This is a genomic window from Variovorax paradoxus, from assembly GCA_016806145.1.
Taxonomy (GTDB): Bacteria; Pseudomonadota; Gammaproteobacteria; order Burkholderiales; family Burkholderiaceae_C; genus Variovorax.
Window position 1 is genome coordinate 4,050,821 of record CP063166.1, and the last position, 22,991, is coordinate 4,073,811.

The 22,991-nt window shown below is 69.9% G+C and carries 18 protein-coding genes and 1 tRNA gene; 9 read left to right on the forward strand and 10 right to left on the reverse strand.

Annotated features, from left to right (window positions below; translation table 11 throughout):
- Positions 1-48 precede the first annotated feature (48 nt).
- The gene (oxlT, locus tag INQ48_19050; protein QRF55492.1) at positions 49-1,395 is read left to right on the forward strand and encodes an oxalate/formate MFS antiporter; all 1,347 of its coding nucleotides are present in this window, start codon (positions 49-51) and stop codon (positions 1,393-1,395) included.
- Positions 1,396-1,459: 64 nt separating this feature from the next.
- Here oxlT and INQ48_19055 read toward each other — a convergent pair whose 3' ends face one another.
- Positions 1,460-1,744, reverse strand: coding sequence for a hypothetical protein (locus tag INQ48_19055; protein ID QRF55493.1), 285 nt, complete (start codon positions 1,742-1,744; stop codon positions 1,460-1,462).
- Between the two features lie 309 nt (positions 1,745-2,053).
- The gene (locus INQ48_19060; protein ID QRF60800.1) at positions 2,054-2,356 is read right to left on the reverse strand and encodes a VanZ family protein; all 303 of its coding nucleotides are present in this window, start codon (positions 2,354-2,356) and stop codon (positions 2,054-2,056) included.
- Between the two features lie 212 nt (positions 2,357-2,568).
- Here INQ48_19060 and INQ48_19065 point away from each other — a divergent pair, with 212 nt between their 5' ends.
- The 5 genes from INQ48_19065 to INQ48_19085 all read left to right on the forward strand — a co-directional run bounded on the left by INQ48_19065 (position 2,569) and on the right by INQ48_19085 (position 7,976).
- The gene (locus tag INQ48_19065) at positions 2,569-3,327 is read left to right on the forward strand and encodes a hypothetical protein (GenBank protein QRF55494.1); all 759 of its coding nucleotides are present in this window, start codon (positions 2,569-2,571) and stop codon (positions 3,325-3,327) included.
- A gap of 9 nt (positions 3,328-3,336) precedes the next feature.
- Complete coding sequence (locus INQ48_19070) at positions 3,337-3,999, forward strand: FMN-binding negative transcriptional regulator (protein ID QRF55495.1); 663 nt, start codon at positions 3,337-3,339, stop codon at positions 3,997-3,999.
- A gap of 20 nt (positions 4,000-4,019) precedes the next feature.
- Positions 4,020-4,093 (forward strand) — tRNA-Gly (locus tag INQ48_19075).
- A 143-nt stretch (positions 4,094-4,236) separates the two neighbouring features.
- Positions 4,237-5,520: a helix-turn-helix domain-containing protein gene (locus tag INQ48_19080; GenBank protein QRF55496.1), complete on the forward strand. Its 1,284-nt coding sequence runs from the start codon at positions 4,237-4,239 to the stop codon at positions 5,518-5,520.
- Between the two features lie 128 nt (positions 5,521-5,648).
- Positions 5,649-7,976, forward strand: a complete 2,328-nt coding sequence (locus INQ48_19085; GenBank protein QRF55497.1) for a hypothetical protein — start codon at positions 5,649-5,651, stop codon at positions 7,974-7,976.
- Here INQ48_19085 and INQ48_19090 read toward each other — a convergent pair.
- Positions 7,964-8,512: an AAA family ATPase gene (locus tag INQ48_19090; GenBank protein QRF60801.1), complete on the reverse strand. Its 549-nt coding sequence runs from the start codon at positions 8,510-8,512 to the stop codon at positions 7,964-7,966. The two genes, INQ48_19085 and INQ48_19090, sit on opposite strands and share 13 nt — an antisense overlap.
- The gene (locus INQ48_19095; protein QRF55498.1) at positions 8,512-9,633 is read right to left on the reverse strand and encodes an AraC family transcriptional regulator; all 1,122 of its coding nucleotides are present in this window, start codon (positions 9,631-9,633) and stop codon (positions 8,512-8,514) included. Before INQ48_19095 ends, INQ48_19090 begins: the two co-directional genes overlap by 1 nt.
- Positions 9,634-9,773: 140 nt before the next feature.
- Here INQ48_19095 and INQ48_19100 point away from each other — a divergent pair, with 140 nt between their 5' ends.
- A complete protein-coding gene (locus INQ48_19100) occupies positions 9,774-11,975 on the forward strand; it encodes a hypothetical protein (protein QRF55499.1) in 2,202 nt (733 codons plus the stop codon).
- On the opposite strand, the gene INQ48_19105 is transcribed toward INQ48_19100, so the two are convergent.
- Together INQ48_19105 and INQ48_19110 are read right to left on the reverse strand one after the other, a co-directional pair.
- Positions 11,954-12,466, reverse strand: coding sequence for a GAF domain-containing protein (locus INQ48_19105; protein ID QRF55500.1), 513 nt, complete (start codon positions 12,464-12,466; stop codon positions 11,954-11,956). The genes INQ48_19100 and INQ48_19105 overlap by 22 nt on opposite strands.
- 91 nt (positions 12,467-12,557) lie before the next feature.
- Positions 12,558-13,328 (reverse strand): Crp/Fnr family transcriptional regulator, encoded by a 771-nt coding sequence (locus INQ48_19110; GenBank protein QRF55501.1) that lies wholly within the window; start codon positions 13,326-13,328, stop codon positions 12,558-12,560.
- A gap of 76 nt (positions 13,329-13,404) precedes the next feature.
- Between INQ48_19110 and INQ48_19115 the strand changes: the two genes are divergently transcribed.
- Together INQ48_19115 and INQ48_19120 are read left to right on the forward strand one after the other, a co-directional pair.
- Positions 13,405-15,654, forward strand: coding sequence for a hypothetical protein (locus INQ48_19115; protein ID QRF55502.1), 2,250 nt, complete (start codon positions 13,405-13,407; stop codon positions 15,652-15,654).
- A gap of 179 nt (positions 15,655-15,833) precedes the next feature.
- A complete protein-coding gene (locus INQ48_19120; GenBank protein ID QRF55503.1) occupies positions 15,834-16,067 on the forward strand; it encodes a hypothetical protein in 234 nt (77 codons plus the stop codon).
- Positions 16,068-16,171: 104 nt separating this feature from the next.
- On the opposite strand, the gene INQ48_19125 is transcribed toward INQ48_19120, so the two are convergent.
- The 4 genes from INQ48_19125 to imuA all read right to left on the reverse strand — a co-directional run bounded on the left by INQ48_19125 (position 16,172) and on the right by imuA (position 22,739).
- Entirely contained in the window at positions 16,172-17,128 is a 957-nt protein-coding gene (locus tag INQ48_19125; GenBank protein QRF55504.1) for a hypothetical protein, read from the reverse strand.
- A gap of 104 nt (positions 17,129-17,232) precedes the next feature.
- Entirely contained in the window at positions 17,233-20,589 is a 3,357-nt protein-coding gene (locus INQ48_19130) for an error-prone DNA polymerase (GenBank protein ID QRF55505.1), read from the reverse strand.
- Positions 20,582-21,952, reverse strand: coding sequence for a DNA polymerase Y family protein (locus INQ48_19135; GenBank protein ID QRF55506.1), 1,371 nt, complete (start codon positions 21,950-21,952; stop codon positions 20,582-20,584). Before INQ48_19135 ends, INQ48_19130 begins: the two co-directional genes overlap by 8 nt.
- Positions 21,921-22,739, reverse strand: coding sequence for a translesion DNA synthesis-associated protein ImuA (gene imuA, locus INQ48_19140; GenBank protein ID QRF55507.1), 819 nt, complete (start codon positions 22,737-22,739; stop codon positions 21,921-21,923). Before imuA ends, INQ48_19135 begins: the two co-directional genes overlap by 32 nt.
- Positions 22,740-22,991 lie beyond the last annotated feature (252 nt).

Genomic DNA, 22,991 nt, shown 5'->3' on the forward strand with positions numbered 1-22,991 from the left:
CACCTTCCATAACTACAGACTCGCCCAGAGACAAAGGACAGGTTCGTCATGACCACACCCTCGCCCGTCGCCGTGGAGAGCAGCAGCACGCTGCGCCCCACCACCACCTCCTCCTCTTCCTCCTCCCCCACCGCCACCACCCGCAATCCCTCCACGCGCTGGATCCAGCTCGCGCTGGGCATCGTCTGCATGGCGATGATCGCCAACGTCCAGTACGGCTGGACCCTGTTCGTCGCGCCGATGGAGGCCAAGCACCACTGGGGCCTGGCCGCGATCCAGATCGCGTTCTCGGTCTTCGTCGTGGTCGAGACCTGGCTGGTGCCGATCGAAGGCTGGCTGGTCGACCGCTTCGGCCCGCGGCCGGTGATCGCCGGCGGCGCGATCCTCGCGGCCAGCGGCTGGATCATCAACGCCTATGCCGACAGCCTGCCGATGCTCTACGTCGCGGCCGTGATCTCGGGCATCGGCGCCGGTTGCGTCTACGGCACCTGCGTGGGCAATGCGCTCAAGTGGTTCCCCGACCGCCGCGGCCTGGCCGCGGGCCTCACGGCCGCGGGCTTCGGCGCCGGCGCGGCGATCACCGTGATCCCGATCGCCAACATGATCCAGTCCTCGGGCTACGAGCACACCTTCCTGTACTTCGGCATCCTGCAAGGCGCCTGCATCTTCGTGATGTCGATGTTCATGGTGAAGCCCTTCGTGCCCAGCGGCGTGATCGCGCAGACCCGCCTGGTGATGACCAAGGTCGACTACACGCCGGCCGGCATGGTGAAGACGCCGGTCTTCTGGCTCACCTACCTGCTGTTCGTGCTGGTGGCCGCGGGCGGCCTGATGGCCACCGCCGAGATCGGCCCGATCGCCAAGGACTACCACATCGACAAGCTGCCGATGCACTTCCTCGGCCTGTCGATGCCGCTCCTCACCATGACCCTGGCCATCGACAACCTCGCCAACGGCTTCACGCGGCCGCTGTGCGGTTTCGTGTCGGACAAGATCGGCCGCGAGAACACCATGCTGATCGTCTTCATCGGCGAGGGCCTGGCCCTGCTGGGCCTGCGCCAGTACGGCCACGAGCCGGTGGCCTTCATGACCTTCGCGGCGCTGGTGTTCCTGTTCTGGGGCGAGATCTACTCGATCTTCCCGGCGCTGGTGGCCGACACCTTCGGCATCAAGAACGCCGCCGGCAACGCCGGCACCATGTACACCGCCAAGGGCACCGCCTCGCTGTTCGTGCCGCTGGGCACCGTGCTGGCCGCGGGCGGCAACTGGGACCGCGTGTTCCTGCTGGTCGCGGTGGTGTCGATCGGCTCGGGCATCGCGGCCAAGCTGGTGCTGGCGCCGATGCGCCGACGCACCATCGAGGCCGCGAACGCGGCGGCGGCCGCGCGCCACTGAAGGCGCTCCCCCCTCCAAAGAAAAACGGCCGCATCAGCGGCCGTTTTGTCATCAACGCGCGGTGTCAGCTCGCCGAGGTCACGCCGGCACGCCGGCCGGCATCGAGCGAGTAGAGCTGCGGCTGCGGACGCTCCTCGGACACCTTCGGTGTCTCTGCGCCACCGGCTTGCTGCGGCCGGTACAGCTCGCTCTCGAGGCGCCGCACCCGCTCGGCGTACATGCGCGCCAGCGCGCTGTGGTGCTCGGCCGCGGCCTGGTGCTCGATGCGCGCCATCTGCGCCTCCTCGAGCAGCGTCGCTGCGCGTTTCAGGTAGGCGGTCGGGCTCGAACGAAGGAAGTCGAACATCATGGGAAGCTCCTTTCGGATGTGATGCGATGGAGCCATCCTTGGCCGCCGGGCGGCGGCGGTCTGTAGTCTCATGCGCCACGCGGGCGTAGACACGAGGGAATCGGTCACGGAATCGTGCCCCGATCCGGGCGCCGCCGCCCGCTGTCGCCCAGGCGGCATGAAGGCAGGGAAAGTACCGACGTTGAACTTTTGTTTTCATCGGAAACTTCACTCGAATCCTCCCTCCCCCTGAGCTACATGCTCACCTCACCCGCTTCGGCGGGTGTTTTTTTTGGGGCCTGCGATCCGTGTCCCAGCGTCCCGCACGCCTCAGGCGCGCCGCAGCCGGCTCGCGACGAACGCGGCGACGGCCGCGCCGATCAGCAGCCCGATCGCGTCCGCCAGCAGGTCCTCGAACTCCGCCGAGCGATCGGGCGTGAAGGACTGCAGCACCTCGATCAAACCGCCATAGGCCAGCAGCGCCGGCAGCACGAAGCGCAGCCGCCCGGGCCACGACCAGCAGCCGAGCCCGCCCAGCGTCGCGAAGGCCAGCAGATGGTTGGACTTGTCCCAGCCGGTGCTCGGCATCGGCACGTTCTGGGGCAGCAGGCTCAGCACGAGCACGACGACCATCGTGAGGGCCAGCAGCCAGCGCCACTTGCGCGGACCGATCAGCGCCGGATGCGAAAAGAACTCGGGTCGGCGCACGCCATCTCCTGGAGCAAAGCCTTCGATTGTGCCGCCCGCGACCGTTGCGGCTTGCCGCCGCGCGCAACGCCCTTGCAGAATGGCGCGTGCCCGCGCCAGCGTGCATTCGCCCCCATAAGAAAACGAGGAGACAACCGATGCTGAAACGGCTTCTGGCCCTGGCCATGCTTGCCACCGCGCTCGTGGGCTGCACCACGGCGCCGCCCATTCCACCCAATGCCGGCAAGCTGCCCAGGGGCGCGAAGGTGGGCCTGCTCGTCAACATGCCGGCGCCCGCGCAGCACATGCACGTGGGCACCACCGTCTTCACCAACTTCGCGACGAACCACCAGTTTCCGTGGAACCCCACCTCGCGCACCTACGAGGTCTTCACGGCCGACCTCGAGCGCGCCGGCTTCCAGGTCGTGCGCCTCACGAGCTACGCTACCACCACCGTCAATGCGCTCGCGGTCTCGCAGAACGACGGCTGGCGCGCCAATCCGGCCCAGGCCTGGGCGACGCAGAAGCTCAAGGACGAGCAGATCGCCGCGGTCGTCGTGATCGAAGGCAAGCGCACCCTGACGCGGATGGAGTGCAGCGGCGGCCCCTGCGCCGAGAGCTACATGGCCAATTCGGGACTCTTCACGCGCAGCATGTTCGGCTCGACGCGCTATTCCGCCGTGCCCGCGATGGAAGCCAAGGTCTTCGCCCTCGCCCCGCCGATCGAGCTCTCGGCCTACGAGCCCTTGAAGACGCTGCAGGCGGGCCGCGTGCGGCAGCTCAAGGACTTCGCGGAACCGAAGGACTTCAACCAGTTGAGCAAGGCCGAGTTCCAGCCGGTGGTGACGGCGATCGATGCGCACATCGCCGCGATCTCGCGCGCGACGGTGCAGACGCTGGTCAGCGGGGCGAAGTAGCGCGGGCTCATGCACGTCCAACCGCTGTTCGCCATGACGGAGCGGCAGGCGCTGCATCGGCTCATGCGCGACTATCCGCTCGCCACCGTCGTCGTCGCCCGGTCGGGAAAGATGGACGCGAACCTGCTGCCCCTGCATCTCGCGGACCGCGGCGCGCATGGCCTGCTGTCGGGCCATGTGGCGCGAAGCCATTCGCTGTGGGCGCAGGACCCGACAGAGACCGAGGTCACCGCCGTCTTCCAGAGCCCCAGCGCCTACATTTCCCCGCGCTGGTACGTCAATGGACAGCGCGGTGGCCGCAATGCGCCGAGCTGGAACTACGTGGCGGTGCAGGCGCAGGGACGGCTGCGATTCATCGACGACGCCGACTGGATGCGCGCCCACCTTGCCGCGCTGACCGCGGCGCAGGAGGCGGGCCGGCCGCATCCCTGGTCGGTGGACGACGCATCGCCCGAATTCCTCGGCGAGACGGCACGGCGGCTCGTGGGTTTCGAGATCGAGATCCAGGCCCTGACCGGCAAGCGCTTTCTTTCCCAGCAGCGGACCGAGGCGGATCGGGAGAGCCTGGTGCGGAACCTCGAGGGGGAGGTGTCGCTGGCGGCGCGGGAGGTGGGTGGGCTCATCGGGGCGGCGACCTCGAGCACGAACGCAACGAAGCCTCCGTCGGACTGACGTTAGAATCCGCCCCCGACGCGGGTGTAGTTCAATGGTAGAACGGCAGCTTCCCAAGCTTCATACGAGGGTTCGATTCCCTTCACCCGCTCCACACACCTGACCCCGGGCCGCGCAATGCGGCCCGTCGTGCTCCTGGCAAGCACTCTTGCGCGCCCTCTCCTCCCCGCCCGACACTGTCGGCCAGCCGCCATCCGAGCGGCACGGCACGAAGAGATGGATGGAGACGAATCCCGCATGGAAAACCCGCCCACGCCCGAGCGCATGAGCCTGCCCGCGATGGAACCGCTGTCGCCCGGGCTGCGCGGACTGGTCCGCGAACTGCGCCGCGACAGCCCGAACCTCTCGACGCACATGCTCGACACGCTGCGCGGCAGCATTCCCGAGTACGGCGCGCTGGGCCAGGCGCTCGCGCACGACGTCTACCGCGTGGGGCTGCGCAACGCGGAGCTCTGGTACGACGCGCTGCTGATCCGCGACAAGCCGCACGAGGACGACCTGCAATGGATCGGCCGCTTCAGCCAGCGCCGCCACGCGCAGGCGCTCTCGCTGTCGGCGCTGCTGCAGGCCTACCGCACCGGCACGCGCGTGTACATGGACGCGCTGCTCGCGCACGTGCGGCCGCATCCCGCGCTGTGCGACGAGGTGCTGTTCCGCGTCTCGCCCTTCCTGCTGTACTACAGCGACCTGCTGAGCCGCACGGTGAGCGATGCTTACCTGGCCGAGCACACGCGCGAGATGCGCTGGAAGGCGCAGATGCAGGCGCGGCTCGCGGCGGCGGTGTTCGATCCGACCTGGGTCGGCGCCTTCGACGACGCGGCGCAGGCGCTGGGCATCCAGGCCGACCAGCCGCACGTGGCGCTGGCGCTGCGGCCGATGCCGCTGGAGCCGACCACGCCCGAGGCCGGCGAGCGGGTGCTCGAGGCGGTGGCGGCGGCGGTGCGCGAAGACCTGGGACCGGTCGCGCTGGCGCTGCATCGCGGCCACTGGGTGGCCTGGCTGCCGGCGCCTCCCGGTGAAGCGGCCGACGCGCGCGAGCGCCGGCTGCTCGCGAGCATCGAGCAGGCCATGCGGCTGCGCCCGAGCATCGAGGCGGCGGGCCTGGGATTGCCTTCGCAGGGCGCCGCGGGCTGGCGCGGCAGTGCCGAGCAGGCGCTGGCCGCAATCGAGATGGGACAGCGCCTGCGCCGCAACGACGCCAGCTTCTGCTATTCCGAATTCGCGCTCGACACGCTGATGCGCCAGTCGACCGAGGTCTCGGCGCTGTGCAACGAGATGATCGCGGCCCTCGCGGCCGAGCCGCCGCTGCTGGAGACGCTCGAGAGCTATTTCGACCACCGGCAGAACCACAAGGCGACCGCGGCCGCGCTCGGCATCCACCGCAACACGCTGCTGCACCGGCTCGCGCACATCGAGTCGCTGCTCGGCGCGCGGCTGGACGACATGGCCTGGCTCTCGCGCATGTACCTCGCGCTGCGCCAGCGCCGCCTGGGCCGCGGCACCCACCCGTCGCTGCACTGAGGACCGGGCACCGCCGCCGCCTTGTGCAGATGCACAGCCCGGCAGGGCACCTTGCCAATGGCGCACGGCGCAACGCCTCCGTAGAGTGCGCGAGCCGCATTCCAACAACACGACGGAGACGAACACCCATGCCGATGCCCGATCGAGCGCAGGCCCCTGCGCGCCCACCCTTCATCCACCCGACGCGCTGGCGCCTGCTCGCCGGCACGGCGCTGCTGGCCACGATGGCGGCGCTGTCCGGCTGCGGCGGCGGCGGTGGAGGCTCCAGCTTCGGCTTCGCCGGCTTCCCGCCCCCGTCGGGCCCCGGCACCGGCAACCCGCCGCCTACCGACCCGCCGATGCTCGCGAGCATCGACAGCCAGTTGCCCGCCGACACGGCCACCACGGCGCAGCGCTGCGACTTCCTCGATCCCGCGCACTGCATGCTGCCGTTTCCCAACGACTACTACACGGTGGCCGATGCCAGCACCGACACCGGCCGCCGGCTGAACCTGCAGACGGCCTCGATGCCGCGCAGCGAGGTGGTGCGCAACAAGCCGATCGACACCACCGAATGGAACCGCAACGACGGCTTCTCGCCGGGCGCGATGATCGTGACGCGCGTGCCGGGCGTGGACCTCGCGCGCACCGGCGCGCCGGGCATCGGCGACCTTTCGGCCTCGCTGAAGGCCGACGCGCCCGTGGTGCTGATCGATGCCGACACGCTCGAGCAGAAGCTGATCTGGGTCGAGCTCGACAAGAACAACGTCAGCGCGCCCGATCGCCAGAGCCTCAACATCCGCGTGGCGAAGAACCTCGAGTGGGGCCATCGCTACATCGTGGCGATGCGCAACATGAAGGATGCCGCCGGCAAGACCATCGAGGCCGGGCCCGCGTTCCGCATCTACCGCGACCGCCACGAGAGCGCGCTGGGCTTCGTGAACGATCGCCGCGCGCACATGGAAAGCCTGTTCGCCACGCTGCAGCGCGCGGGCGTATCGCGAGATCCGCTCTACCTGGCCTGGGACTTCACCGTCGGTTCGCAGCGCAGCATCACGGGCCGCATGCTCGCGATCCGCGATGCCGGCTTCGCGGCGCTCACCGACGGCACGCCCGGCTTCAAGGTGACGACGGTGCAGGACCTGACGCCCGCGCAGGACGCGCGCATCGCGCGCCACATCGAGGGCACGCTCACGGTGCCGAGCTTCGTGGCGGCCCCCACGGCCGGCACGGCCGACATCACGCCGGTGATCGCCGCGGTGGCGCCCTACCTGGGCGGCGGCGCGCTGTCGGTGCCGGCCGTCAAGGCCGCCTTCGACACGCTCGGCGACAAGCCGCTGCCGCTGGAGACCTTCCGCTACGCCTCGGCCACGCCGGGCGTGTACGACACGCCGGTGTGGGACGGCCACTCGACGCTCACCGTGCCCTTCATCTGCAACATCCCGCGCGCGGCGCTCAACCCCGTCGGCAGCATCAACCCCGCGCGCATCTCGCTGTACGGCCACGGCCTGTTCGGCAAGCCGACCGAGGTCAACGCCAGCAACGTGAAGGACATGAGCAACGAGCACAACTTCGTGTTCTGCGCGACCAACTGGTACGGCTTCTCGCAGACCGAGATCGTGCCCTCGGTGTTCGGCTTCTTCGACCTGTCGAACGCGCGCGTGCCCTTCGACACCACGCAGCAGGGCGTGCTCAACATGCTGATGCTGGGCCGCGCGATGCAAAGCGCCAAGGGCTTCGGCAGCAATGCCGCCTTCCAGATGGGCACCACCCCGCGCAGCGTGCTCGACACCAGCGAGCTGTTCTACGACGGCAACAGCCAGGGCGGCATCCTCGGCGGCATGCTGATGAGCGTGGCGCAGGACATCCACCGCGGCGTGCTCGGCGTGCCCGGCATGAACTACTCGCTGCTGCTCGAGCGCAGCGCGGACTTCCCCGAGTTCGCGACCATGGTCTACGCCGCCTACCCCGACAGCCTCGACCAGCAGTTCATCTTCTCGCTGTGGCAGACGCTGTGGGACCGCGCCGAGGCCAACGGCTATGCGCAGGCGATGACCGACAAGCCGCTGCCCGGCACGCCCGCGCACAAGGTGCTGATGCACGTGGCCTTCGGCGACCACCAGGTCACGATGTGGTCGGCCGAGGTCGAGGCGCGCACCATCGGCGCCAGGCTCTATTGCCCGGCCACGGCCAGCGGCCGCCATCCCGACGCGCAGCCCTACTTCCAGCTCTCGTGCATGGACCTGGGCGCCGGCGGCTACGACGGCTCCGCGATGGTGGTGTGGGACAGCGGTCCGGGCCGCCTGCCGCCCCCGCCGCAGGACAACCTCGCGCCCACGGCCGGCAGCGATCCGCACGAGGATCCGCGCGCCACGCCGGCCGCGCGGCAGCAGAAGTCGGAGTTCCTGCGCAGCACCGGCAAGGTGGTCGACGTGTGCGGCGGCGCGCCCTGCCGCTCGGCGGCCTACGCGCCCTGAAGCGGCGGGAGGCGCAGCGAGCCGTCTCCCAGTCTCTTCACGACCGCGCTCCGCGTGTCGTCCCGCGACTGCCCGGCAGTCTCGATGACATGCGGCTCCAGCGCCCCGAGCGCCGCGAACTGCGCATGCAGCTCGCCGATGGGCCCCGGGTCGGTGAGCGTGTCGCCGCCTCGCTCCCGGCAGCGCACGATCGCCTCGTCGAGCACCGGCCGCAGCACCGCGTAGTGAAGCGGCACCTCCAGGCCGCGGAAGGCCGGCAGGAACCACGGCCCGACGATGCCGTCGACGATGACGAAGAAGCCGGCCCGTGCATAGCCTTGCGCCGCCTCCGCGAGCACGCCCACGACGGCTTCGTTCTGCCGTTGCGCGGCGGGCAGATAGGGCGCGATGGCGCCGCTGCGGATGAAGTGCCAGAAGTCGTCGGCATGCAGGTGCACCACGGGTTCGGCGATCGCCGACACGAGGGCGCGCGCGGTGGTGGTCTTCCCCGCGCCGGGCGGTCCGGTGAGAACGAGCACGTGGCCTGGCAGGTCGATCATGCGTGCGCGCCCTCGCGGTACGCGAGCGCGGTCTTCGCGGTCCGCGCCTCGCGCGCGAAGCCGCGCTCCGTCGCCTCGCCGCCTTCGCGGTAGTCCCCCGGCGTGCCGCCGGTCCAGCGCCGGAAGGCGCGGTGGAAGGCGGCCACCGTGGAGAAGCCGAGGTCCGATGCGATCGAGATCAGCGGCTCCGAGCCGCGCGTGAGCCGCTCGATGGCGACGTCGCGGCGCAGCGCGTCCTTGATTTCCTGGAAGGTCGCACCCTCGGCCTGCAGGTGCCGCACCAGCGTGCGCGCCGACAGGCCGAAGGCGCCCGCCACATGGGCGATGTCGCAGTCCTCGCCGAGCCGCGCCTGCAGCCAGCCGCGCACGCGGTGCGCCACGCTGTCGGCGCTCGGCGGCACGAACAGCCAGTCGAGCGGCGCGCGATGCAGCAGCTCGCGCAACTCGAGTCCGGAGCGGCGGCGCACCGGCCGGTCGAGGTACTTGGAGTCGAAGACCATCGCGGTCACGGGCTGCTCGAAGCGCGCGGGGCCGGGGAACATGAACAGATAGTCGGCCGCGTCGTCGGGCCGCGCGAAGCCGAAGTCGATGCGCTGCAGTTCGATGCGCGCGCCGATGATCCACGAGCACAGGCCGTGCACCAGCTTCATGTGCAGCTCCTGCACCAGGCGCGCGCTGCGGGCCTGGCGCGGATAGGCATCGATGCGGATCACGGCCTCGTGCTCGTCGCGATGCAGGGTGAACACCGAGCCGTCGTCGAGCACGCGGTTGAACTGCATCCATCGCTTGATGGCGACCTGCAGGGTCGGTGCATCGAGCATCAGGATGCTCAGCACCTTGAGCGTGCCGCAGCGCAGCGGCCGCGCATAGAGGCCGGGCATCTCGTCGTCCATGTGCAGCGCCACGCTGCGGAACAGCTCGGCGAACTGTTCCTCGGTGACGCGGCCATGCCGCTGCGCGAGCAAGGTGGGCGAGATCGTGGCCAGGTGCAGCATGCCGTGCAGCGTCGGCGCATCGATCGGCAGTCCCTCGAGGAAATCCCTGACGTACGAGATCGGCAAGGTGGGCCGGCCCGCGAAGTTCGATGCAGCGGATCTCGCTGCAAGAGGCATGTGCATGGCGTGATTGGCAAATGAAGTTGGCGCGATCGGAGAACACGGGACCGCATGCGCTGCATAGAGTGAAGCCGACGCCGTGCGGCGAGGGCTCGATCAGGCCGTGCGCGTCGACATCATCCGTCCCACGAAAGAAGAACACCATGAGACAAACGCTCGGTTCGACGCGAACCGCGCCGCCGCTTGCGCGGCCGGCACGCATCCTTTCCCTCGGCATCGCCTGCGCGGCGCTGCTGGCCGCCTGCGGCGGCGATGGCGGTGGCGGCGGCGGGGGCTTCATCCCCGTCGTGCCGGCTTCGCCACCGCCCTCGGCACCGGCGGCGCTCGACAAGGCTTCGATCACGGTGCTGTCTTCGAAGCCGCAGTTCGTGAGCGGTGGCGATGCGCTGGTCGAGGTGAAGGCGCCCGCGGGCGCGACGGCCTCGGGGCTGGAGCTCACGCTGAACGGCAAGCCGGTGACGGCCCAGTTCGCACGCGATGCGAGCGGCAGCCTGCGCGGCATGGTCAAGGGCCTGGCCACGGGCGCCAACACGCTGGCGGTGAAGGCGAGCGCCGAGGGCCGCGCGTCCTCGAATGCCGAACTGGTGCTCACCAACTATCCCGACACCGGCCCGATCCTCGCGGGCGCGCTGCTCACGCCCTACGAATGCCGCACCGTCGAATCGAACATGGGCACGCCGCTCGATGCGAACTGCTCGGCGACGCGGCGCAACGACTACTTCTACCGCACGCCGGCCGGCAGCTTCAAGCCGCTGGCCGATCCGCTCGCGCGTCCGTCCGACCTGGCGCAGACCACGACCATCGAGGGCAAGACGGTGCCCTACATCGTGCGCGTGGACTCGGGCACGGTGGGCCGCACGATCTACCGCATCGCGCTGCTCGACGACCCCACGGCCGAGACCGCGGTACCCACCGGCTACAAGCCCGCCGCGGGCTGGAACGGCCGGCTGGTGGTGAGCTTCGGCGGCGGCGCGGGCACGCAGTACAACCAGGGCGTGAACCAGGCCACCGATGCGCTGAGCGACCTGCACCTGTCGCGCGGCTTCGCCTACATGATCTCGACCGAACTGGTGAACGGCCAGCGCGGCAACGCGGTGCTGCAGGGCGAGACGCTGATGATGCTGAAGGAGCGCTTCATCGAGACCTACGGCGTGCCGCGCTGGACGGCCGGCTCGGGCGGTTCGGGCGGCGCGATCCAGCAGCTGGTGATCACGCAGATCTATCCGGGCCTGCTCGACGGCCTGCAGCCCTCGCTGACCTTCCCCGACGGCAGCCTGCACGTGGCCGACTGCCGCCTGCTGGAGAACGTCTACAAGGCCGACACCGCGACCTGGACCAATGCCAAGCGCACCGCGGTCGACGGCTTCACCAACGGCACCTGCCGCGCCTGGGACCTGAGCTTCGTCAACACCATCGTCGCGACCAACGCGCCCGGCTGCGCGCTCAAGGACGTCTCGAAGGTCTACGACCCGATCAACAACCCGACCGGCGCGCGCTGCACCACCTCCGACATGCGCACCAACATCATGGGCCGCGACCCGATCACCGGCTTCGCGCGCAGCCCGCTCGACAACGTCGGCGTGCAGTACGGGCTCGAAGCCTTCAACAAGCGCGCGATCAGCGCCGAGGAGTTCGTGACGCTCAACGAGAAGGTCGGCGGCTACGACAAGGACGGCAAGCCGGTGCCGCAGCGCACCGTGGGCGATGCGCTCGCGCTCGAGCGCGCCTATGCGAGCGGGCTGGTCAACTCGGGCGGCGGCGGCCTGGCCTTCGTGCCGATCCTGCATTCGCGCACCTACAACGACGCCTCGGGCGACATCCATTCGCACGAGCGCGACCTGGTGGTGCGCGCGCGGCTGCAGCGCGCCAACGGCCGCATCGACAACCAGGTCATCTGGGTCGGCCCGCGCACCGGCTATCCGCTGGCCGCGCTGTCGCTCGACGTGATGACGCAGTGGCTCGACGGCATCGCGGCCGACCCGGCGCCGCTGACCACCGACAAGGTGGTGGCGCACAAGCCCCGGGCCGCGGTGGACGCCTGCTTCGACGGCAGCGGCACCAAGTACGAGGAATCGCCGGCCTACGGCGCCACCGGCACCTGCGCCACGATGTACCCGCTGCATGGCGAGCCGCGCCAGCAGGCCGGCGCGCCGCTCACGAACGACATCAACAAGTGCCAGCTGAAGCCGGTGCTGGCGTCGGACTACGCCCAGACCCTCACGCCCACGCAGCTCGCCCGGCTGCGCACCGTGTTCTCCAGCGGCGTGTGCGACTGGAGCAAGCCGGGTGTCGGGCAGGTGCCGCTGAAGGGCACCTATCAAAGCTACGCGGTCGCGCCGGGCTGATCGGGCAGCCGCGGCGAGGCGGCGCGCAGCACGTGGTCCGACAGCAGCCGCGCGGCCTGCTGCAGCCGCTCGAACTGCGCGTCGCCGAGGCTCTGGCGCACCAGATCGAAATGGCACAGCGTGCCGGCCAGCCGGCCGTCGCCATGGGTCAGCGGCACGCCGTGGTAGGCGATCACCATGCCCTGGTAGGGGCTGCCGTCGAGCAGCCGCTCCTCGCGCGAATCCTCGGTGCACAGGCGGCCGTCGCGCAGCACGAACTGGCAGAAGCTGTTGCCCAGCGGCACCACGGCGAGCTGTTCGGGGCGCGCCTCGCCGAGCTTGTCGACCATGTAGACATTGCGCAGCAGATCGCCGTCGAGCACGAAGACCGCGGTGTAGCGGTGCGGCACCTCGGCGTTGAGGCAGCGCAGCGCCGCCTGCACGCCGTGTTTCCGAAGCACCTCGCCCAGGTCTTCGGACAGGGCTGCGGCGGCGTCTGACGGGGATTTCATCGCCGAACTGTAGCAAAAAGAATTCATTTTTAGTCAACAGCCCGCCTTGGCACCCGGCCCGGCGCGCTTGCGTGGCGTTCGCCGCGGCGCTTCAGGCGCGCCGTGCCGACGCCGCGTCCTCGGCCAGCGCGGGGCCGTCGTAGGACACGCGGTAGTTGCTCAGTCCCGCGAGGTCGAGCACCGTGAGGCCGCGCTTCTCGAGCCGGATCAGCCCCAGCGCCTGCAGCCGCTGCAGCGCGACGTTCACGCGCTGGCGCGAGACGTTGGCGAGCAGGCCGATCTCGGTCTGCCCCACCTGCAGGTGGCGCGGCGCATCGGGATAGAGCTCGGGGTTGAACAGGCTCGCGAGGCAGTTGGCCACGCGCGCGTCGGTGTCGAGCAGGCGCTCGTGCGCGAGCGCGCCGATGAACAGGCTCAGCCGCGCGTTGAGCAGCTCCTGCAGGTAGTGGTTGAAGGGCACGCTGGTCTCGCGCAGCCAGTCGAAGGTGCGGCGCGGCATCAGCGCCACGCGCGTGGGCCGCAGCGCGAACACGTCGTAGCGACGCGCCTCGTGCTTGAACAGCGACCCCTCGCCGAACCAGACGCCCGCCGACACGCCCGTGAGCGTCGACACGCGGCCGTCCTCGGAGGCCACCGACATCTTCGCGAAGCCGTCGATCAGCGCCATCCAGTGCTCGACCAGCTGGCCCGCGCCCGCGATGCAGGCACCGCGCGCGTACTGGCGCTCCTGCATGCCGCCCAGCACGCGCTCGAGATCGGAAGAAGAAAGACCGGCCGCCCACCGGGAGCGCCGCACCATGCCTTCGAGGCAGGCCGCGGGCTGCGGGGTATCAGGGATTACCTGTAGCAATTCACGCCTCATCTGTCGTCGCAACGACCGTGGTGCCGCGTGCCGCTCCTTAATCTTTGTGGAGATCGACACCAACACAGGAGACCTCATGTTCGCCATCCCTCACGCCTCGCGCAAGCGGGTTTCTCCGTGGCCGGCCCTTCGCGCCGGCTCCGTCGCGGCACTGGCCATCGCCGCGGCCGCGCTGCTCGCCAGCTGCGGCGGCAGCTCCGACAGCGGCGCGGTGTTCCTGCCGGTCGCGCCGCCGCCGCCGGCCGCGCCGCCGCCCGCCCCGGCCGCCTTCGACGTGCGCACGCTGTCGTCCAGGCCCGAGATGGTGAGCGGCGGCGACACGCTGCTCGAGGTGCGCGCGCCCGAAGGCGTGACCACCGACAAGGTGCGCGTGAGCCTCAACGGCAAGGACGTGAGCGCGCAACTGAGCACGCGCGATGCCGCCACGCGCACGCTGCGCGGCCTGCTCACGGGCCTCGCCGAGGACCCGACCTCGGCCACCGGCAAGGAGAACCTGATCGTCGTGACCAACGCCGACAAGCCCGAGCAGCGCACCGAACTCAAGCTGGTCAACTACCCGATCACGGGCCCGATCCTCTCGGGCCCGCACATCACGCCGTACGAATGCCGCACGGTGCAGAACGGCCTGGGCGTGGCGCTCGACGCCAACTGCTCGGCCACCACGCAGGTGGTCTGGTACTACCGCAGCAAGGCCGGCAGCTTCAAGCCGCTGGCCGACCCGACCGGCACGCGCCCGGCCGACCTGGCCGACACCACCACCAACGACGGCGTCACCGTGCCCTACATCGTGCGCGTGGAGTCGGGCACCATCAACCGCGGCGTGTACCGCCTCGCGGTGCTCGACAACCCGGCGAAGGACGCGCCCGCCACCTGGAAGCCCGGCAAGGGCTGGAACAAGAAGCTGGTGCCCTACTTCGACTGCTGCGGCTCGGCCCAGTACAACCAGGGCGTGCATCCGATCGAGTCGATCCTCGACCCGATCGCCGACATCTACCTGTCGCGCGGCTTCGCCTTCTTCAACTCGACCGAGCTGTGGAACAACCAGCATGCGAACCCGCACCTGCAGGGCGAGACGCTGATGATGATCAAGGAGCACGTGATCGAGGAATTCGGCGAAGTGCCGAAGTGGACCGCGGGCATCGGCGGCTCGGGCGGCGCGATCCAGCAGTACCTGATCGCGCAGCTCTATCCGGGGCTGCTCGACGGCATCCAGCCGATCGTCTCGTTCCCCGAGACGCTGATGCCCGAGGTGATGGAGTGCCGGCTGCTCAACAACGTCTACGGACTCGACATGGCGACCTGGACGCCGGCCAAGAAGGTCGCGGTCAATGGCTTCAACCAGGGCACCTGTGACAACTGGGATGGGTCTTTCGCAAGCATCATCAAGTCCGACAACGCGGTGGGCTGCGGCTTCCTCGAGCCCGGCAATGCGGCCAACGTGTTCAACCGCGCGACCAACCCGAACGGCGTGCGCTGCGACCTGTTCCAGACCAACGTCAACCTGCTGGGCAAGCGCCCGGGCACGCAGGAGGCGCGTCGCCCGATCGACAACATCGGCGTGCAGTACGGCCTGGCCGCGCTCAACAAGGGCACGATCTCGGTGAAGGAGTTCCTCGACCTCAACGAGAAGGTCGGCGGCTACGACCGCGACGGCAACGTGCAGGCGGCACGCTCGCAGGCCGATGCCGGTGCGCTCGAGGCGACCTATTCGGGCGGCTTCAAGAACAGCTTCTCGGGCCCGGGCCTCGCGAACATCCCGATCATCACGCAGCGCGGCAATGCCGATGCGACCGGCGACATCCACGACACGCTGCAGGACCTGATCATCCGCGCGCGGCTGCAGCGCGCCAACGGCCGCAGCGACAACCAGATCATCTGGACGCTGGGTTCGTCGACCTCGATCCTCAGCTACGTGGGCGATTCGATCGACCTGATGAACAAGTGGCTCGACAACATGGCGGCCGACAGCGCCGCGGCCTCGACCGACAAGGTGGTGCGCAACAAGCCCGCGGGCGCCAACGATGCCTGCTGGGACAAGAGCAACAAGCGCATCGACGAGGTCGCGTCGCAGGACCCGGCCGCGAAGTGCAACGTGGTCTATCCGCGCTTCAGCACGCCGCGCATCGTGGCCGGTTCGCCGCTCGTGAACGACGTGCTCAAGTGCCAGCTCAAGCCGGTCGCGATGGCCGACTACACGGCGACCTTCAGCGGTGCCGAGGAGACGCGGCTCAAGACCATCTTCCCGGCCGGCGTGTGCGACTGGAGCAAGCCGGGCGTGGGGCAGCAGCCGCTGAAGGGCAGCTACCTGCGCCTGCCGCTGAACTGACGGTTTCATGATGGGGATTTCAGGGCTCTTCGGAGCCCCTTTTTCTTGGCGCGGCGCGGGGCCTTCGCGCGATAGGAATTCCCCATCCGCGCGGGCTTCGGAGAAGGACTTTCAACTGTACGTTCATACAGTACTTCTCTAGAATGCCTCGTCTCCAAGAACAACTTCGAGGCGACCGCATGACCACCGCCAATCCGCCCGCAGCCGCTGCGCGCATCCTCTTCTTCTCACGCCCCGCGCAGCCGCAGCCCGCCCCGCGACCCACCCCGCGTCTGCGCGCCACGGGACGCCTCTCGACCTGGCCGTTCCGCGTGCTGCGGCACAACGAACAGGGCGATCCGCACGACATCAGGGCGCAGGCTGCGCGGGTGTTGCGGACGACGGCGCAGCAGTGGTGGCCGAAGGAGGACTGAATCGCTCAGCGTTCGAAAGTGAAAGAACGGCATCCGGCGAGATCCACGCCGTGCGCTCGCCTCACGCCACCGAACCGGCAACCATTGCGCCGTCCCCTCGGACCTCAGACCAGCAGGTCCTGCACGTCCTCATCGAACCCCGCCATCGGCTGCGCCTTCGCGAGCGCGAGCCACACCGCGAACGGAATGCGCTCGAAGCTGCGATGCACCGCCGCACGCGCGACCACGAGGCGTTCGCCCTCGAGCACCATCACGCCGCATTCGGCCGGCACCTCCTCGGGCGTGGCGATGCAGCGGCCGCGCGCGTCGTTGCCCAGCACGTACCAGCACTCGCCGCCGAGGTCGAGGTAGGCCGCGCGCTTGTCGGGCTTGCGCAGGTCGCCCAGCAGGTCGGCGCGGCTCACCTTCACCTCGTGCACGATCGGATGCGCATAGGCCTCGACGCTGGTGTTTCGGATCGAGAAGACATCGGGCCTGGCCATGCACCAGCGCGCCTTGCCGCCCTCTTCCGCCGGCGGCAGCTTCGCGCGCAGGCTCAGGCCGCGCCAGGCGATGCGGCCGCCGCGCGTCATCTCGCGCGCCACGCGTTCGACCAGCGCTTCGTGCGGCGACAGCGCCGCGCGGTTGATCGTGAGCGTGGTGGCGATGCGCGCGAGGCCGGCATCGGTCACGCGCAGGGTCTCGTGGCCCTGCGCCGACCGCACGCGCTCGAGGAAGCCGCCCGCGAGCAATTCGACCTCGACCGCGTCGCAGCAGGGCCAGCCGGCCGAGCGGTACATCTCGCGCAGGCGCCGCGCATGCAGCTTGCCGAAGGGCACGCTGCCCGAAGCCGTGGCAATGGCCAGCGAGGCCGCGAGCGACACCGCGGTCTGCATCGGCGGCTCCTGCACCGGCGGCGGAAAACCGGGATCGGTCACGGGCGGCATCGCGGGCGGCGGATCGCCCTCGGGCGGCGGGCCGGGCGGCATGACGGGCGGTGGCGGCACCACGGGCACGTCGGGCGCGGGGGGCGGCGGACCGATGGGCGTGGCGACGATGGGGTCGAGGGCGAGTGCGGACATGGTGAGGAACAGGTTAGCGAAATCCGGTGGATGAGGCGAGGACTCGAACGAACGGTTGCGATCGGTTGCAGAGACGGACGGAACGTGCGGATGCGGTCATCGCGTCAGTGGAAATCCCGGCTGCTGTTGCTCTGCGCGAGCCGGCCCATCAGCGGCGTCAGGTCCTTGAAGCCAGTGGCGATCAGGTGCTGCACCTTGCCGCCGCTGTCGTCGTCGCGCTGCCAGGTGCCCTGCACCGCGAGCAGGTGCGATTTCAGGAGCGGCTCGCGCCAGGCCTCGATCACGTGGTTCCAGACGATCACGTTGACGTTGCCGGTCTCGTCCTCGAGCGTGACGAAGATGGTGCCGTTGGCGGTCTGCGGCCGCTGCCGGCCCTTGACGATGCCGCAGGCGCGCACCACGTGGCCGCTGGGCATGGCGCGCAGCTGCTCGGCGCTCAGGAGGTTCATGCGCGCCAGCCGCGGTCGCAGCAGCGCGAGCGGATGGCGCCGCAGCGTGAGGCGCATCGACGCATAGTCGCCGACGATCTCCTCGCCCTCGGGCGCCGCGGGCAGCACCAGCGCGTCCTCGTGGATCGGCACGCCCTTGAGCAGCCCCGGCGCGCGCCGTTGTGCCGTCGCATCCCACATCTGCTGGCGCCGATGGCCCGACAGCGAGACCAGCGCATCGGCCGCGGCCAGCGCCGCCATGTCCTTGCCGTCGAGCTCGGCGCGCAGCGCGAGGTCCTCGGTGCTGGTGAAGGCCTGTTGCGCGCGGGCTTTGAGCAGACGCTCGGCACCGCCCTGGCTGAGGCTCGCGACGCGGTTCAGGCCCAGTCGCACCGCGGGCTGGTCGTCGTGGCCCAGGCGCTCGGCATAGCGCATGTCGGTGCCCGACGGCACGCGCGGCGCATCGGCCGCGCGCGGCTCGAGCGTGGTGTCGATCCCGCTGCAGGTCACGTCGACCGGCCGCACCTCCACGCCATGCCGGCGCGCGTCCTGCACCAGCTGCGAGGGGCTGTAGAAGCCCATCGGCTGCGAGTCGAGCAAGGCGGCGAGGAAGCAGGCGGGCTCGTGGCACTTGAGCCAGCTGCTGACCGTGACCAGCAGCGCGAAGCTGGCGGCGTGGCTTTCGGGGAAGCCGTAGTCGCCGAAGCCGAGGATCTGCTTGAAGATGGCTTCGGCGAACTCGGCCTTGTACCCGTTGCCGGTCATGCCCTGCACGAGCTTGTCGTGGAAGCCCTCGAGTCCGCCCTTGCGCTTCCACGCGGCCATGGCACGGCGCAGCTGGTCGGCTTCGTCGGCGGAGAAGCCGGCCGCGATCATCGCGATCTGCATCACCTGTTCCTGGAAGATCGGGATGCCCAGCGTGCGCTCCAGCGCGGGCTTCAGATCGTCCTTCTCGTAGACGATGGGCAGGCCCTTGGCAACGCGTTCGCGCTGCTTGAGGTAGGGATGCACCATGCCGCCCTGGATCGGCCCGGGCCGCACGATCGCGACCTCGATCACCAGGTCCTCGTAGCTGCGCGGCTTCAGGCGCGGCAGCATCGACATCTGGGCGCGGCTCTCGATCTGGAACACGCCCACGGTGTCGGCATCGCAGATCATGTCGAACACCTTGGCATCGTCGCTCGGGATCTGGTGCATCTGCCTGGACCAGCCCCGCCAGCGGTTCATGTGGTCGAGCCCCCGCCTGATCGCGCTGAGCATGCCGAGCGCGAGCACGTCGACCTTGAGCATGCCCATGGCCTCGAGGTCGTCCTTCTCCCACTGGATGACCGAGCGGTCCTTCATCGAGGCCTTCTCCACCGGCACCAGCCGCGTGAGCTTCGTGTGCGTCAGCACGAAGCCGCCGACGTGCTGGCTCAGGTGGCGCGGAAAGCCGCGCAGGCGCCGCGTCATCTCGATCCACTGCACGAGCTTCAACGTGTCTTCCCGCACGCCGACACGCGCGCAGGCCGCATTCAACTGCTCGCCGAGCACGGTCTCGTCGAACCAGTAGTGGTCCTTGGCGAACTCGTCGATCAGCCGCTCGTCGATGCCGATGGCCTTGCCCACGTCGCGCAGCGCGCTGCGCGCGCGATAGCAGATGACGACCGCGGCGATGGCGGCACGCTCGCGGCCGTACTTCTTGTAGATGTACTGGATGACGTCTTCACGCCGCTGGTGTTCGAAATCGACATCGATGTCGGGCGGCTCGTTGCGATGGCGGCTCAGGAAGCGCTCGAACAGCAGCGTGCCCTTGTCGGGGTCGATCGCGGTGATGCCGAGGCAGAAGCACACCGCGGAGTTGGCCGACGAGCCGCGACCCTGGCAGAGGATCTGCTGCGACTGCGCGAACTTCACGATGTCCTCCACCGTGAGGAAGAACATCTCGTACTTCAGCTCGACGATCAGTGCCAGCTCCTTCTCGACCTGCTCGCGCACCTTGTCCGGAACGCCAGCGGGGTAGCGCAGCGCGGCGCCTTCCCAGGTCTTGCGCCTCAGCGTTTGAACGGGGGTTTCGCTGGAACCCAGGGTCTCGAGCGGGTACTTGTAGTTGTCCCTGATCACTCCCGGATCGAAGCGGCATCGATTCGCCACCACCAGCGTGTTCGCCAGCATGTCGCGCAGATAGATCTCCGCCAGCCGCATGCGCTGCCGCAGATGCCGCTCGGCATTCGACTGCAGCGCGAAGCCGCACTCGGCCACGGGACGCCCCACGCGCACGGCCGTCAGCACGTCCTGCAGCGGCTTGCACGAGCGCGCATGCATGTGCACGTCGCCGGCCGCCACCAGCGGCACACCGGCCTGCTCGCTCGCCTGGACCAGTCCGACGAACCACAGGTCGTCGTCGAGCTCGTTGAACAGCTCCAGCGCCAGCCAGAGGTTGTCGCCATGGAGCGCCTTCGCGGCCATCAGGTCTTCGTGCAGCGTGGCGGTGTCCAGGTCCTGGCCCGGATGGCGGTGCGGCACGAACAGGATCTGGCAACGCTGCAGCGATGCCACATCGCTCTCTTCCCAGCTCACGCGGTACTCGCCCTTGGGCAGTTCGGTGGTGCGCGCGGCGGTGATGAATTCGCAGAGGTTGCCCCAGCCCTCGGTGTCGTTCGCGATCACCACGAGCTTGAAGCGCTCGAAGCGGAACTCGCTGCCGTACAGCAAGCGGAAATCGGGGTTGCGCGGGATCGGCGGTTCTTCGGGATGCTTCTTCTCGTAGTCGGCGAGCTTGCGCTCCATGTCGCGCAGGCAGACGAAGGCGCGCACGATGCCGGCCACCGAGCATTCGTCGGTGATGGCCAATGCCGAATAGCCGAGCTGGTAGGCCCGGTCCACCACCTCCTCGGGCGTCGACGCCCCACGCTGGAAGCTGAAGTTCGTGAGGCAGTGCAGCTCGGCGTAGCCCGGCAGCGTCGCTACCGGCGCGGTCCTCGCGGGCGCCGGCAGCGCATGCACCTGTGCCGGCTGGCGGTTGCGCATCTGCCTTTCGCTGAGTTCAGGCATAGAAGCCCTGCAAGTACCAGCGCACCTCACCTGCGGAAAAGCGCGCCAGCGGCCGCTCGCGGAAGATCCACAGCAAGCCGGCCTCGGCGCTTTCGGCCACGTAGTAGTCGCGCATCGCGGGCTGCCCGCCCTCCTCCTCGCCGCCCCACCAGCCTGCCTCGACGCGCTGCGGCCCGATCAGCCTGCTCAGCGGACCGCCATAGCAAGGACGCTCGCCGTCCATCTCGAGCAGCAGGGGCTGGGGCAGCAGCCAGGGCGGATAGATGGCATCGGGCTGGGAGGCCTCGGCCTGCGCTTCCTTGCGGGCCCTGGGCGGCGCGGCGCGGTCCGGCTGCACGCTGCGCAGCGCCGGCTGCCAGGCCTGCGTGTGTCCGGCACGGTGATCCGCCCGCGCCCGCGGCACCAGCACCTGCATCGCCCCCAGCCGCACGCTCAGCCGCTCGACCATCTCGTGCAACCTGTCGCCCTTGCGGTTGTCCTCCGGCAGAAAACTGGTGCTCGCTCCGGCCCACGGATCGGTCTCGAGCGAGCGCAGCTTGAGCCAGCTCGCGGGCGCGGCGAGCGTGGCGAGAGCAAGCTTCTCGGACAGCAGGCGGCGCAGGTGCGCGAGGTCCTGCGTGGGTTCGGCGGTGCGCACCGCGACCTGCTGGGTCGGCGGCAGGTTCACGCCGTTGAAGCGCTTGAGGTCGAGTGTCCATTCCAGCTCGAGCGCGCGCGCGCCGCGCTGGCGCGCACGCAGCCAGATCTGCAGCGCCGACAGCAGCCGGTTGGCCGACCACATGAGTTCGGGCGCGGTCTCGGCCAGCGCGGGCAGCTCGAGCTTCTGCTCGAACACGTCGGGCAGCGTGAGCCAGGCATGGCTTTCGGGGCGCAGGCCCCAGGCGATGTCGAGCGCGGCGCGCAGCTCTGCGCCGAAACGCCGCGAGAGCCCGCCGCGCGGCAGCGCCGCCACCTCGCCCCAGCTGCGGCAACCGAGCCGCGCGAGCGCATCGAGGTGCCCGCGCGCGGCGCTCAGGGTGTCGAGCGGCAGGCCGGCGGGAATCTCGGGCGGCCGCTTCTCATCGCGCACGAACAGCCGCAGCCGCGCCAGCGCCTCGAGGCTGGTGGCGCCCTGCGCGCCGCGCAGCGCGGCGGCGGGCGCGGGGTTCTCGTTGAGCAGCTGGCGCATCAGCGAGGAACGCCCGCCCCACAGGCGCTCGCAGGCCGAGACCTCGAGCATCAGCGCCTCGTCGAGCCAGCAGACGTGCGGCGTGTAGCGCAGCGCCCACCAGCCCAGCGCCTCGGGGGTGGGCATGGCATCGGCCGCGGCGGCACCGGCCTCGGCCTGCGCCTCAAGCGACCACTGCAAGGCGATCCAGTGCATTGGCGCCTCCTGCCTTCCATGCGTCGATGCGCACCACGTTCGCGGCCGGCGGTGCGTCGACGACCGCCTCCACCGCAACCACGCCCTGCTGCTGCGCGCGCAGCTTGCGCCGCAGCCGCGCGGCCGCGAGCAGCGCCGCCATGCGTTCGCCGCGCGCCGGCAGCAGCACCGGCGCGGCCAGCGGCGGACCGCGGCGCTTGAGGATGTGCAGCTCGATCTGCGCCGGGTCGGCCTCGCAGCGCGCGATGCGCAGCCGCAGCCGCGCGGGCGAGGCCGACTGCGCCACCGACTCGGGCCGGCAGACGAACAGCAGCGCCTCGTGCTGCGCGGCCGCGAGCTGCAGCCGCCGCAGCTCGCCCACGCGCGCCTGCGGCAGCCAGGCCAGCACGGCGCCCACCTCGGCGCAGCGCAGCGCCTGCTCGCACGCCCACAGCCGCGCGGCCGCGGCCTCGCTGCGCACCCACATCAGCGCCTCGGGCCGCAGGCCATGGGCCGCGAGCGAGGCGCCGAAGGGTTCGCGCGGCGGACCGATCAGCACCACGGGGCCGCCGCGCGCCGCCACCGACTGCACCAGCGCGGGCAGCAGCAGCCGCCAGACATGGTCCTCGGGCGCGGCCTGCAGCAGCTCGCTCATGGCGCCGACCGGCCAGCCTCCGCCCGGCAGCTGCGCGTCGAGCGCGGCATGGCCGGTGCCGATGACCTGCGCGTCGGCGCTGCCGAGCTCGTCGGCATGCCAGACGCCGCGGCCGGCGGCGGGAGAGAGGGAGGCGAGGGAAGGAAGGCCCATGATGGAACTGTTAACTGTATTTTTATCCAGTATTTCCAGGGTTCGCAATCGGGGCGGCAAATTTCTTTGCGGGGCCCGCTCTCCCATTCCAACCACTCATGCAATGGCGCCAAGATCTCGTTTGAAGCCCCGCGCCGAAGCCGCTTCAATGAGGCCACGAAGAATGGTCCTCGAGGCCGCGGCGGATGGGCCGCCGCGGCCGCCAGCGGGCCATGTCCCAGGAGCCCCAGGAATGCACGCCACCCTTTCCCA